The organism is Paenibacillus sp. NPDC058367, assembly GCF_042723305.1.
Classification (GTDB): Bacteria; Bacillota; Bacilli; order Paenibacillales; family Paenibacillaceae; genus Paenibacillus_AQ.
This window is the reverse complement of sequence record NZ_JBHXIZ010000005.1, coordinates 387,278-401,169: the sequence shown is the minus strand read 5'-3', so window position 1 is coordinate 401,169 and position 13,892 is coordinate 387,278. Positions and strand designations below refer to the sequence as shown.

Sequence of the window (13,892 nt, the reverse complement as noted above, 5' to 3'; positions counted from 1 at the left end):
TCAGAGTAATGTGTCCCTAGGACACATTACTCTCCTTATTTACAAGAAGAAAATAATCTTCCTAATATCAGGAAATGGTCAATTTATTCTTTAATGAATGGTTTTGTAGGGATGATCAGGGGTATGGTTTCTTCCGGCAAAACCGACAAGAAGGAGAGAATCTTGTGAACAAACAACTCATAGAAGATACCCTCCGGTTGTTGCATACTGAAATGTCACCTATTGCCGGAATTGAGCTTAATCCCTCTCCGGCTGCATGTGAACAGCTAATCTCGGTACTAGAACGCCATGATCTGGAATACAACCGCAAAGTCAATTTGCTGGGTATTTACACTATTCTCACTTTGGCAGCTGAGCGCCATATGGAATGTATCCCACATCATCCCGACCTTACACGCAACATTTTGGATGGAGATTATTTGTACAGCTTTTACCTTCAGTTTGCGGTGAAATGCCGTGAGCTCGACCTAGTTGCTTATCTAGCTCCTTCGATCAAAAAAATGCAAATTAGACGGTCAAATGGAGACTTCGCGGAACATGATCCAGCGGCTGGAATCGAACAGTTCTTGATTCAAGAGTGCAGACAGCGCAGTCGCACAAGCAAAGCCATTTGACAGGTGGGATCTATAAGATGAAGCTGCATGAGGCCTTAAACATAGACATAGATGAAATTAATCGTGAAATCGTAAATCTAGTGGCACGAGATAAGGATGTTCCTAAGAAATCACAACTCGGGCAGAGTGTTCTTGAGCTTATAAATTCTGGAGGTAAACGCCTCCGTCCTCTTATGGTCATTGTTGGCAGTCGTTTTGGCCGAAAGGATACAGGTCGAAGAGCGCTTCAATTAGCTGCTGCCGCTGAATTTATTCATGTTGCCTCATTAATTCATGATGATATCATCGACGATTCTGAGTTACGGCGGGGCAAACCCGCCCTACATACTAAGACGGGCACACTATCAGCTGTGCATATTGGCAATTATATGTCCGCTCGGGTTATCGAACTGTTAAGCAAATATACCGGAGACAAAAACAAATATGTTCATGACTTATCTTCTGTAGCTACTGCTCAGCTCTGTCTAGGTGAGTATCAGCAAATGGAACATGCTTTTGATTATGAGATTACAATGGAACAATATCTTGAGAAGTCCTTAAACAAAACAGCTCTTCTTATGGCCACCTGCTTACGTGTGGGTGCATTATCCACCGAAAGCTCAGAGGAAGTGGCCAACCTTCTGTATACCTTTGGCGAAGCCTTAGGCATGTCTTTTCAAATACAAGATGACCTGCTGGATTTCACGCAGTCTGAGGCTGTGCTGGGTAAGCCCGCCGGCAGCGATCTGCGTCATGGTCAGGTTACCCTGCCAGTGCTTTATGCATTACAGGATCCAAAGCTTTCGCCTGTGATTCGTTCAATCGGCCCTGATTCTTCGGATGCTGAAGTGGCACATGTGCTCGCCCTTATTAAGAGAAGCGATGCCTTAGCTCGCGCCGAACAGTTCAGCCAGAACTACCTAGATAAGGCTGGAGCGATTGTGCAGCAGCTCTCCTCCTATCCGGCGCATGCCGATCTGGATACGCTGCTGCAATATTTTGCCGACCGTGATCGCTAAGGGTCTGCTCTCGCAGCAATCAAAAACGGATACCACCCATTTACTTGGGTTGGTATCCGTTTTTTTATGTACATTAGCTAAACAAGCCGAACGTAGCGCAGCGCCCGTGAGCGTATTTAGCCTTTTAGCTTCCAGGCTCTACTATTCCGAACATATAGGGAAATCCTCCCTATAATTAACTTAAAATCGCTTATAATCCACGATTATAGGGAATTCCCCCCTCTAAAAACCTGAATTTGTATGGTTTATAGACTAATCAGCCAATTTAGAGGGAGACTTTCCCTATAACAAGATCGAAAGTCACTTAAGCTCGGAAATATAGGGAGTTTTTCCCTATAAGTCTACCTTGGATTAGTTCAGCCCTCTCGCACTGCTCTAGCCCCCCTCGCAGATGCCCACAAAAACAAAAAAGGAAAGCCGCGTAGCCAGCTTTCCGATCCCATTGCCTACTCCCTTTTGGGTAGGCTATTGTCTTTTGTTGTTAGCTTGGAGGTTAGGACGGAACGTAGTGGAATTTTGGAACTGTAGAAGCGTAGCGCTCGCCTTTATTCTCGGATTTCTACCGCAAATAGCGGTTCAAATCAAAGAAATCCGAGAATAACAGCGATCGAAAGTCCAACATTCCACGCAGTGCAGCTTCCTAACCACCGCCTTATTGCTCCCTAGCTAACATAAAAAAAATCAATCAGCGTACACAATAAAATTACTATGCTGATCACCTGATTCAGATTATAAGAGGCCACCTTCATCAGCTTACGATTCGATGGTTTTATAATCTTATGCTCGGTCATCAGGAGCAGCGTCGCAATCCCAATTCCCACCAGATACATCCAGCCGAGATCACGCCATAGATATAAGAACAATAGCAGCATAATCATGATGAAATGTAGTCCTTTTGCAATGCGCAGCGCGTTCTCTAGACCGAAAAAGCTAGGAATAGACCATAGACCATGCCGCCGATCAAATTCAATATCCTGAGTGCCGTAAATAATATCAAATCCGGCAATCCACAGCATAACAACAGTACCGATAACAAACGGTGTAAATGCGATATTTCCGGTTACAGCGAACCATGCGCCAATCGGTGCAGAAGCAATAACAAATCCTAAATATAAATGACTTAGAAAGGTAAACCGCTTCGTGTAGGAATAGGTTGATATCAATACGATAGCCACCGGTGACAAGATCATGCAGAGCAAATTAAGCATGCCTGAAGCCACAATGAAAATGGCATAGTTGACAATAACAAAGACAACAACTTCTTTTTCCGCCAGTAAGCGTTGAGGCAGATGTCGATGTGCCGTACGAGGATTCTGTTCATCGAACGTACGGTCCGCCAGCCGATTGAATGCATTGGCGCCATTACGGGCGCCTATCAATGCAATCAATCCCCAGATCATCACATGTCCTGATGGCCAGCCCCCAGCGGCCCACACCATCGAGATAATGGCAAATGGCAGCGAAAAAAGTGTATGAGAGAACATCACCAGTTCGCTGAACATTTTAAGCTTTAGGCCTGCAGTTTTAAAAATGTTTAGAATAGCCATTCGTTTTCCTCTTTCTTCGCTACTTGAAATTCATTGTATTAGTCATTAAGCTCCGCAAGAACTTCGTTCAGGACGTCAAGCATCCCGTCGATATCTTCTTCTGTAATAATCATCGGTGGCTGGAAGGCTAGTACATTGCGTCCTATGCCATTTTTACCGATTAGATAACCTCGGTCCTTCATCGCCTCCAGCACTTGATCTGTAAGTGCCGCTGCACCCTCAGCATCTACACCCGTTAGCTCCGCACCCAGCATTAGTCCAGTTCCCCGCACATCAACTATCATCGAAGGATAACGAGCTTGCAAAGCCTTCAAACCTGCCTTCAATCGTTCTCCGAGCTGTACCGAGCGTTCAGGAAGCCGTTCATCTCGAATATAATCAAGCACAGCCAGCGCCGTTGCAGCAGATACCGGATTCCCCCCAAATGTGGAAGCTGAAGGACGGTTTAGGGCAAGGGCAATCTCATCGGTTGTAGCGAAGGCTGCAACTGGAATTCCGTTACCGAGTGCTTTGGCCATACTTATAATATCGGGTACAACGTCAAAATGCTCCATAGCAAACATTTTACCAGTACGTCCAAATCCAGTTTGGATTTCATCAGCGATTAGGAGTACACCGTATCTCTCTAACAATGCTTTTACATCACGGAAGTAGGTTCGGGTTGGCATAATCATTCCGCCGTTGCCTTGGATTGGCTCTACGATCATGGCAGCGATAGTATTCCCCTTCTCTTCAAGCACCCGCTCTAGCGATTCCAGGGATAACGATGCCGCTTCCTCCAGCGATAAATCCGGATGATAAGGGCGAGGAATAAACTCAACGTCATGATCCAAGTATTTATCGGTACGCCACATAGGCAGGCCTGTCACACTCATAGTTAGATTGGTACGGCCATGCAGGCCACTCTCCAGCGCTATAAACCCTTTACGTCCCGTATACATCCGAGCGAGCAGCAGAGCTCCCTCATTAGCTTCAGAGCCACTGTTAACAAAGAAGGTCCGTCGTAGCCCACCCGGCATAACCTCTTCCAAACGCTCTGCCAAATCTACACTCGGTTGAGTTAGATAGATGGTTGTCGTATGCTGCAGCTGCTGCAGTTGTTCAATCGTGCGTACTGTTATGGCCGGATTACAGTGACCACATGCGACTACGGATACGCCAGCGAAGAAATCCGTATAGGACTTTCCTTTTTCATCATAAACAAACTGCATTGAACCACGAACAAGCTGAGGTGCATCACGGTAAAAATGCTGTGTACAAGGATAGAAATATTGCTTACGTTTGGCTGCTACTGCTTCTCTTCCGATGAAGTCTTGTTGTTCCATGAAGGGTTCTCTCCTTTTTGTGAAAATAGTAACTTATTCATAGAGTCCTGTGCACCGCCCTATCACTAGGCGATATTTAGTTCCCATTAAAATACAATTAGTTGAACTGTAGCGAGCCCAAAGTATAACCAGCATAGACCGGCTTAAGGCCGCCCAGCATGTCATCCCCGATATCAGATCGGTTGATTGCCTGTTGATAAGAAACAATAATTTCACGTAGCTGTTCGACGCTATAGGTTGCTCCTTCAATACGGAAGCTTGATATACCTAGTCCACTCATCTCACTCAACAAAGGTAAATAGCAAAGCTCTTTTGCGAATAAAAGATGGCAACGGCCGTGCTGATCACGATATACCGGATTCTCGCCTTGGTCTGTCTTTAGTACCAATACATTATTGTGTACATATTGATTATCCTCTTCAGCAATAGGCTCCATTAACTCCGTATTCTCATAAAGATCATGTTCCATATACATTAGTGCAGGTGTACCATGAACAACAACTTCCAAAGGCGTTTTGCAACGAGAGGCAAAGGTAGCAAAATGCTCTAGCGTCATTTCTGGCGATACCGAAAGCTGAGTTAAACCTAAGTTAGCATATAATTGCGCTGAAAGATGATTGTATACATTTAAGTTACTGTCCCCAATTAGCGGATAACCTGTATTGTTATAACGACGAATAGCTCCTAAATTTGTAACGATAATACCGTCAATCGGCAAGCGTTCTCCGCCAAGCAATTGATCATATTGATCAAAATGCAGCTCGGTCATCATCCGTGGTAAACCCAAGTAGATTTTGCTATCGCCCTTTAGCTCACCCAGTTCCTTGATGTCACGCTTTGTAAAAGGTTTATCTGGTTCAAATACATCCCCTGGCAAGTACAGGCTATCTACACCAAGCTCTAAGACCATCCGTGCCTGTTCCATATTATTCACACGTACAGCTAACTTGGCTTTTGTCTTTTGCGGTTGCTCGACCTCAGCCAATCTTTCCCGCAACTGCTCAACTCGTTTCTCAGACAGCTCACGCTCTGCAGTTGGTGTACTGAATACTTTTCCAGTGCTATAGAATTTACCAGTTCCTTCATAACGACGGTTAATGTTAGTCAGTCCTGGTTTGCCGAAGGCATACGCCGTCGAAAAGTCACGTTTACGGTTGTTATGAAGCTCTTTCGTATCTACCGTACGATCAAAGCCAATCGGATCATCGATATACCGGTCAATGGCTTCGCCGTAGCTATTCGCCAGCATCACCATAAACTCCTTATCCCGCATGCGGCCCTCTATTTTAAAGGAGGTGATCCCTGATTCAATCAATTCCGGAAGATGCTCATACATAAACATATCTTTTACAGCTAGGGGGTATTCGGCCGGATATACATACCCGTCTTTTTTAACCCGATAATCCCAGCGGCAAGGCTTCATACATTTCCCACGGTTACTGCTCATACCGAATACATGGGAGCTGAAATAACAATTCGCACCGTGAACGGAGCACATATCCCCGTGAATAAAATACTCCAGTTCCATCCCACTCCGCTGACCTAGCAGCTTAGCTGTCTGCAAATCCATTTCCCGCGAAGTAACCACACGACTTACACCCAGATCACGCAATGCGTAGATCATTTCCAGATTGTGAACATTCATCATGACCGAAGAGTGAATAGGAAGATTAAGCTCCATCTCGCGAATTAGCTCCAGCACTGCCATATCCTGAACAATCAAGGCATCGGGACGAGCACCATCAAGGAAACGCAAATATTCTTTAGCCTCTTCCACATCTTCTTCACTAAATAGGTTATTCACTGTGATATACACTTTTTTGTCTAGACGGTGAGCAATATCTAGTGCCTCTACGATCTCCTCATGAGACAGATTATATCCTTTACGCATCATTCTCATATTCAATACAGGTCCACCAAAATAAACTGCATCACATCGTGCCTGGATCACTTCCTTGAAAATCTCAAACGTTCCTGCGGGTGCTAATAATTCAATCTCTCTACCATTAAAATAACGTGCCATTCAAGTTCCCTCCCAAGTTGATACTCTCCATACAAGTTGTACTTTACACCAAAGCTACTGCAATCCCCATTACAATAAACATAGTAATAAAAATAGTATCGAATATGCCCCACCTTAGGCGGTGATACTGGCTACGCGGAGCATCCATACGAAAGCCACGAGCTTCCATGGAATATACCAGATCCTGCGCACGCCTAAACGCACTAGCGATAATCGGAACCAGCAAGGACACTAACATTCGCCCCTTTTCCTTTAAAGGTAGCTCTTTCAGATCAGCACCCCGTGAGGCCTGCGCTTTCATGATAATCTGCGATTCATCTAGAATCGTAGGTATGAAACGAAGGGAAATGCTGATCATCAGTGTGATACGGTCGGGCTTCAAGCCAAACTTTTTGAATGGAGCCAAAATCCCCTCCAGCCCTTGATTCAGCTTACCCGGCGTTGTGGTGAATGTAAGTAACGCCGTGAAAGTGATCAGAAAGAACATGCGGATGACCGAAAACGCGCCTAATCTTAGCCCTCCCTCATAAATGGACCACGAACCAAGCGTCAGCACCGCCTCACCTGTCTTCACAGACAGCAGCTGTACGATAAAGATAAATAGCATTAAATACCGTAAAGGTTTAGCTGCTTTCAGGAAGTATTTAAGCGGAATCCGAGTGGAAGCCATAACCGCTATTGAGAAAATAGCCAGCAGCGCCATAGCCATCCACGAACGGGAGAGCAGGATAACAGCTACGTATAATAGCATTCCGGTGATTTTGGCACGAGCATCTAGCTTATGCACCCATGAACCGGTCTCAATACTGCGCCCTATGATTAGCTTCTCATTCATGGCCATCCCTCTTTCCTTCGTGCTGCTCGCTAGAGTTGCCTGATCCAGATGGCAGCGAAGCGATTAGCTCTGCTAAGCTCTCAGCCGTTAAGCGAGGAGCTTCATCCGTAAGACCAAAGCGATCAGCTACTGCACGCCAGTAACGAAGGGACTGCGGAACCGTCAAGCCACACTGTTCCAGAATCGAAGGGTCATCTGCCAGCGCTTTTACGCTGCCTTGAAATGCCGTACTGCCCTCTTTAAGGACAAGCCAGTTGTCCGCGTAAGGTAATAACTCATCCATCCGATGCGTGACGACGATGATCGTTCTCCCCTGCTCACGGCATAAACGCTCCAGCAAGTGGATTAGTTCTGCACGGCTGATGGGATCAAGCGTAGCCGTCGGTTCATCCAGAACGATGACTTCAGGATCCATAGCTAGTACGGAGGCAATAGCTGCCTTACGCATTTGCCCACCGCTCAATTTAAAAGGATTCCGCTCTAGCAGCGCCAGATCCAACCCCATATCTAGCATGGCCTGTCTTGCGCGTGCCTTTGCCTCTTCGAGGCTCATGCCGAAGTTAAGAGGACCGAAGATAAGATCCTTTTCGACCGTATCTTCAAACATTTGCTGCTCTGGAAATTGAAATACCAATCCGACTCTACGGCGCAGCGGCATCAGCTTAGGTGATTTCTCCCCCGCCTGGATGGTTACATCGAGTACTTTTACCGTCCCCTCCGTTGGTTTCAGTATCCCGTTAAACAACTGCAGCAGTGTCGATTTACCAGAGCCTGTCGCTCCAGCAATACCAACCATAGAGCCTGTTGGAACACTGAGGTTAATGTCGCGGAGCGCCGTCAGCTTCCATAGGCTTCGGTCAGCATAGGAATAACTTACTTGCTGTAATTCTATGGCCATAACGTGTCTATAAGCTCCTTTTCACTGGCGGGAACATCCACATGGATGCCCTGATTCTGCAGCTCGCGTGCAAGGCGCCAAGGATACGGCTCACACAGATGGCATTTTTGCAGAAGCTCCTCGTTCCGGAACAATTCCGCCGGTGTAACATCAGCAGCTAAACCACCTCCATGCAGCGCAAGCACCCGATCCGATGCCAAAATCTCATCTGCATCATGCGTAATCATAAGGATCGTATACTTTCCTTCCGCTCGCATATCCTGCAAAATACCAAGAAGATCATTTCTGCTTCCTTCATCCAACATAGAAGAGGCCTCGTCAAAAATGACGATGCCTGGTTCCATAGCAAGAATGGAGGCGATAGCGACACGCTGCTTTTGGCCTCCAGACAGCTCACCTGGGTGTTTGGACAGCAGATGATTTATTCCCAGCCTCGTCGTATAAGAGTGTAATCGTTCAGCCATCTCTTCGTACGACAAACAAAGCCCTTCCAGGCCGAATAAGATATCTTCCTCTACAGTGGCTCCAATAAACTGATTATCTGGATTTTGGAACACCATACCAATGCATTGCCGAATGCTTCCGATCGTTTCCTCACTCAGTTGCATACCACTAACCACAATCTCGCCAGCACTCTTAGGCAGCAAAGCATTTAGTAGCTTAACTAGCGTAGACTTTCCGCAGCCATTAGGACCAACCAAGCTAACCCATTGTCCCTGAGAAATAGATAACGTTATATTTTGAAGAATCGGATGCTCAGGATCATAACCAAACGATACCCCATCTAGAGAGATGATAGCTTGTCCTTCTCCCTCTAATTCTTGACCTTCATATGATTCATTCATGTTAGTCATCCTTCCGCTGATGTGACTAATCAGTCCAAAAACTCTTCAAACAACGATATTTTTGACAATGAAGCCACCAAATAACGGACTGCATAACCCACGGCAATTCCTGTTACTACTCCAGTGATTAGCAGCATGGGAAGATAATAAAAAATACTAAGGGATGAGAATACCATAGAAGCTGCCAGCAGCTGACCGATATTATGTGCAATCCCACCAGCTATACTAATGCCGATCAAGCTTATACTCTTGCCTTTGCCACTAATCAGCATTAATACGAACATTACAACAAAGCTAAACAGCGAACCGAATAAACTGAATAGTAAGCTTGAAAAAGTACCTAGCAAAAATGCAGTAAGCAACGTTTTGAGGATGACAAGCAGGAATGCGTCCCGTCCACGTAAAAAGTAAATACAAGTCAAAATCATGATGTTAGCTAATCCTAGTTTAGCACCTGGCACCAGTCCCATTCCTGACAACGGAATCTGCGCTTCTATTAGACTAAGCACTACTGCCACTGCGGCGAAAATCGCAATAATTACCGTTCTTTTTAAAGCTGTTGCAGATTCACTACTGGACATAGGCATCTATATCATCCTCCCCCGACGCACTTGTGATTTCCACTAATACTCTATGCGGTAGACAGACAATCGTCTGTTTGGGCAGGGTAATAAAACCAAAACCTAGGCATACTTGATCCGGGCAGTCGGCATCGTACATTTCAATCCCGTAATCATGCACCTTCAAGAGGTTATAGCCACGTTCGGTACGAACCTCAATGGTTTGTTCTTCTTTTGTAAGCTTTACCGTTTTAAATAACTCGCCGTCCACCGTTACATTGGCTACGAGATTTTTACCGGCCCCACCTTTATCATCATTGTCCGAAAACCATCTCGGTGCGAGAAAAGCGAGCGCAGCAATTAACACGATGGAAATCAACCACACATCTGCGCGTTTCATAAAAATCTCCCTTATTTTTTAATTAAAATCCAGACTTATTAATTATAACGGTCTACCCTCAATCCTTCAATCAATGTTGGGGTTTAATGTAAGTTTTAGAGACCAGTTCACAAAATAGGCACGCAAAATAACCCCCACAGCCCCATTTACTCTGGCTTTCTAGCTTTTCCGAATTAATCCACAAATAATCCAGCATACGATATATTCAAATCAAACGCTTTCTCTTGCTCTGCTTGTTCCCCTTCTAAATCAAACAACCCTTATCTTGGAATTCATTATTATATTTGCCTTTTAAACAATACTGTGTTATATTTATATCGTATTTGTTTTTCGATATATTGAATATCCCCATCAAGAAGATGTCAGGCCGACTATTTTACACTTCGGCAATTTGGACACAGAGGCTTCATGTTTTCTTGCAGAAACTTTCCTTTTTATGAGACTAAATTCGAAATATAGCATTCCGATTCACACTGGCGCGGTCAATGGAGCCGCAAGGGCAAAAGAGAGGTAGGGCTTTTGTCGTATTGGAAGGATTATTCTCGCCACACGGCTGCTGGAAATAACAAGGAATTAAGACACCCGTTACTCACGAACGGCGGGGGATGAATATAACGAAAAAGCATGGCTGTACGAACCTTACATAAGGACACATGCCATGTGTGGAAAAATATAGGCGCCCGATAACCGCTACCTAGCGGATATCGGGCGCTGTCTACGTTCAGGGCATCTAATTTACATACTGATTCACAAAAGCTGTTACTACGTTTATATACCCCGTCTTATCCATATCGTAAGCTAACCCATGCCCTGCTTGCGGCACTACGAACTTCTCTTTGGGACTCTGACATGACTCATACAATTCATTCATCATACTATATGGTACAAAATTATCGGCATCCCCATGAATAAAAAGAATCGGCACCTTCGCCTTCCTCACCTGTTTCAAGGCAGACGCTTCACTAAAACCATACCCTGCTTTCAAACGAGTAATTAGACTCGCACTTTGAATAAAAGGGAAACTTGGCAAGCGATACATACGCCGTAGTTGGTAGGCTAATTGTGCTTTAACTGAGCTGTAAGCACAGTCCGAGACAATAGCTTTGACCTGCGACGGGAGATTTTCGCCTGAGGTCATTAGCACTGTAGCACCACCCATAGAGACCCCATGTAGTACAACTTGAGCACTGGGCCCAGTCTTTTCAATTATATAATCAATCCACTGCAAATAATCCTTGCGCTCATGCCATCCAAAACCAATATAATTCCCAGCGCTTTCCCCATGTCCCCTGGCATCGGGAATCAGGATATTAAAGCCCAGTCTCTCGTAATAGATTTTGGCGTACGCCCCCATGTCCTTCCCTTTTCCAGAATAACCATGAGCTAGAATCGCTGTACGACCTTCAGCACGATCCGAAAGGAGCAAGTACCCTCTTAGTTGTAGCCCGTCCTCAGATGTAATCTCCACATTCTCAAAGCTCTGACTAGAGATCCAATCCTTCCCCTCACCCCAAGAAGCCCCGGCAACCGGGGGATCAACCTTCAAATCACGATTATTACTCAGGAATTCCTTCGGTGCTCGTTTAATAGCAATTCCATAAAAGAAAAAGCCCGCATAGATCAGAGCTCCTATGGCGATGACAGCGCTAATGAAGAACCATACCAATTCATCTTCCCCGTCCTTTCCTCATATCCGTTGTAAATCAGTATAACATCTACTTAGAATGCGCCAAAATATAACAATCATAACAAAAGAAAACCGCCATCGGAATATGTCCCGAAAGCGGCTTTACTATTCTCCACGGCATAACTTGTATTCAAGCTACAATCACCGTTTATTATTTCTTGCTCGAGAATCTATTTCTCATTAGCAATCCAATAAGTGCAAAACCTAGACCAGTTACATAATAAGGGACTGAACTTGATTCTCCCGTTTTTGGAAGTTCATCCACAGGTGGATTACCTAGCGGGATTGTATCATCCACTACAGCAATATCCTCTGGTGACGGCGTTGGTGTTACTGTCAATACTGGTCCTAATGGAATCTCCTCCTCATCAACAAGTACCTCTGTATTGCTCGACGGTGTTGGTGTTGGTACTGGTGCTGGAGTCGACGAAGCTACAGGGCCCAGCGGCACAGGATCATCATTAACAACGATAGTACCAATTACAAATGATGGTGTTGGTGTCGGGAACACCGGAGGCTCCGGCGTCGGTGTTGGCGTCACTTCTGATGAAGGTGTCGGTGTTGGCGTTACTTCCGGCGACGGTGTCGGTGTTGGCGTTACTTCCGGCGTTGGTGTTGGCGTCACGGTCGGCGTTGGTGTTGGTGTTGGCGTCACGGTCGGCGTTGGTGTTGGCGTCACGGTCGGCGTTGGTGTTGGCGTCACGGTCGGCGTTGGTGTTGGTGTCACGGTCGGCGTTGGTGTTGGCGTCACGGTCGGCGTTGGTGTTGGCGTCACGATCGGCGTTGGTGTTGGCGTCACGGTCGGCGTTGGTGTTGGTGTCACGGTCGGCGTTGGTGTTGGTGTCACGGTCGGCGTTGGTGTTGGCGTCACGGTCGGCGTTGGTGTTGGCGTCACGGTCGGCGTTGGTGTTGGTGTCACGATCGGCGTTGGTGTTGGCGTCACGATCGGCGTTGGCTTTGGTGTGTGTGTTGGCTTTGGTGTGTGTGTTGGCTTCGGCGTTTGTGTTGGCTTCGGTGTGTGTGTTGGCTTCGGCGTTGGTGTTGGCTTCGGTGTCGGTGTCACGCACGGCGTAGGCGTCACGGTCGGCGTTGGTGTTACGGTCGGCGTTGGTGTTGGCGTCACGGTCGGCGTCGGTGTTGGTGTCACGGTTGGCGTTGGTGTTGGCGTCACGGTTGGTGTCGGTGTTGGTGTCACGGTCGGCGTCGGTGTTGGCGTCACGGTCGGCGTTGGTGTTGGCGTCACGGTCGGCGTTGGTGTTGGTGTTACGGTTGGTGTCGGTGTTGGTGCCACGGTCGGCGTTGGTGTCGGAGGTGGTTCTTCCCCTCCATATGGATACCAATGCATCTGCACCCCACCAGCAAATCCCTTTGCAATCAGCGTCCCATGCAGTTCACCGGAATTATAAGTTACTTTTGCAAGCGGAGCTAGGATAGTTCCTTCTATTGTTAAACTTCCAATGTCAACAGTGCTAGCTTCATAAAAATTAAATAATACCTTGTTAGGGCTACCTCCCCAGATTTGAAAGCTTGGAATGTTAACTGAACTTCCGCTAACGTTAATGATAACTGTGGCGCTATTTGCAATATTAAACTGTAAGCCATTAGCACCAGCGAAATCGGCAGCACTAAGATTAAGAACGTTAAATGGTTCCGGAGCATCAATCGTTATTTTCCCATATTCCTTTTTGAAAGTTCCTATTGTAGCAAGCGAAGAGAATTCATTAGAACGTCCAATAAGAAATTGCTCTTCAGCATCAAAATCAATAGGAGTCCCTTTTCTCGCTGGTTCTTTAAGATCTACACCGTTGCTGGAAAAAACACCACCATAAACGGATGCTCCATGAACAGTCCCATTAGTAAAACTGATGTCATTACCAGCGATAAGAACATCTCCACCTGGATTATCCTTGGATACGCCGTAATTCTGCAAAGTAATATTACCTTTGGCCGCAAGGCGCCCATGAACCTGATCATTAGATTGTTTGAAATCCCCAAAAATAAAAGTATTAAAATTCCCTGCAATACCTAACACAGGTGTAGGAGTATAGGGAAGCACCTCCCCAGCCGCATTTACCAAATGACCTCCAGAAAGACCACTACCTACCGTCAATATCCCCGCTAATACTAGTGCAAGCAGCGGTTTCATTCTTCTTTTCAAAA

12 protein-coding genes are annotated in these 13,892 nt (G+C 46.0%); 2 read left to right on the top strand and 10 right to left on the bottom strand.

All coding sequences use genetic code 11. The annotated features are described in order from the left end of the window. Positions 1-164: 164 nt before the first annotated feature. Both ACFWMP_RS25075 and ACFWMP_RS25070 read left to right on the top strand, forming a co-directional pair. Positions 165-614 (top strand): hypothetical protein, encoded by a 450-nt coding sequence (locus ACFWMP_RS25075; RefSeq protein ID WP_042184507.1) that lies wholly within the window; start codon positions 165-167, stop codon positions 612-614. A gap of 17 nt (positions 615-631) precedes the next feature. Further along, complete coding sequence (locus tag ACFWMP_RS25070; RefSeq protein WP_149644609.1) at positions 632-1,612, top strand: polyprenyl synthetase family protein; 981 nt, start codon at positions 632-634, stop codon at positions 1,610-1,612. A 662-nt stretch (positions 1,613-2,274) separates the two neighbouring features. Here ACFWMP_RS25070 and ACFWMP_RS25065 read toward each other — a convergent pair. From ACFWMP_RS25065 to ACFWMP_RS25020, 10 genes are all read right to left on the bottom strand, one after another. Continuing rightward, positions 2,275-3,159 (bottom strand): UbiA-like polyprenyltransferase, encoded by an 885-nt coding sequence (locus tag ACFWMP_RS25065; protein WP_042184503.1) that lies wholly within the window; start codon positions 3,157-3,159, stop codon positions 2,275-2,277. A 38-nt stretch (positions 3,160-3,197) separates the two neighbouring features. Next, positions 3,198-4,484, bottom strand: coding sequence for an aspartate aminotransferase family protein (locus ACFWMP_RS25060; RefSeq protein ID WP_042184501.1), 1,287 nt, complete (start codon positions 4,482-4,484; stop codon positions 3,198-3,200). Between the two features lie 97 nt (positions 4,485-4,581). Next, on the bottom strand, positions 4,582-6,507 hold the full coding sequence (locus tag ACFWMP_RS25055) for a peptidase U32 family protein (protein WP_379424954.1): 1,926 nt from the start codon (positions 6,505-6,507) through the stop codon (positions 4,582-4,584). 43 nt (positions 6,508-6,550) lie between these two features. Next, entirely contained in the window at positions 6,551-7,342 is a 792-nt protein-coding gene (locus ACFWMP_RS25050) for an energy-coupling factor transporter transmembrane component T family protein (protein ID WP_042184497.1), read from the bottom strand. Continuing rightward, positions 7,335-8,240 carry an ATP-binding cassette domain-containing protein gene (locus ACFWMP_RS25045; RefSeq protein ID WP_042184495.1) on the bottom strand — a complete coding sequence of 302 codons (906 nt, stop codon included), beginning with the start codon at positions 8,238-8,240 and terminating at the stop codon, positions 7,335-7,337. Before ACFWMP_RS25045 ends, ACFWMP_RS25050 begins: the two co-directional genes overlap by 8 nt. Further along, entirely contained in the window at positions 8,231-9,085 is an 855-nt protein-coding gene (locus ACFWMP_RS25040; RefSeq protein ID WP_052404135.1) for an ATP-binding cassette domain-containing protein, read from the bottom strand. Before ACFWMP_RS25040 ends, ACFWMP_RS25045 begins: the two co-directional genes overlap by 10 nt. 29 nt (positions 9,086-9,114) lie before the next feature. Continuing rightward, a complete protein-coding gene (locus ACFWMP_RS25035; RefSeq protein WP_042123757.1) occupies positions 9,115-9,672 on the bottom strand; it encodes a Gx transporter family protein in 558 nt (185 codons plus the stop codon). Beyond that, positions 9,656-10,045 (bottom strand): NusG domain II-containing protein, encoded by a 390-nt coding sequence (locus tag ACFWMP_RS25030; protein WP_042184493.1) that lies wholly within the window; start codon positions 10,043-10,045, stop codon positions 9,656-9,658. The genes ACFWMP_RS25035 and ACFWMP_RS25030 overlap by 17 nt, the downstream gene beginning before the upstream one ends. Positions 10,046-10,775: 730 nt before the next feature. Beyond that, positions 10,776-11,711, bottom strand: a complete 936-nt coding sequence (locus ACFWMP_RS25025) for an alpha/beta hydrolase (RefSeq protein ID WP_379424953.1) — start codon at positions 11,709-11,711, stop codon at positions 10,776-10,778. A gap of 172 nt (positions 11,712-11,883) precedes the next feature. Next, positions 11,884-13,890 (bottom strand): choice-of-anchor A family protein, encoded by a 2,007-nt coding sequence (locus ACFWMP_RS25020; RefSeq protein WP_379424952.1) that lies wholly within the window; start codon positions 13,888-13,890, stop codon positions 11,884-11,886. Between the last annotated feature and the right edge of the window lie 2 nt (positions 13,891-13,892).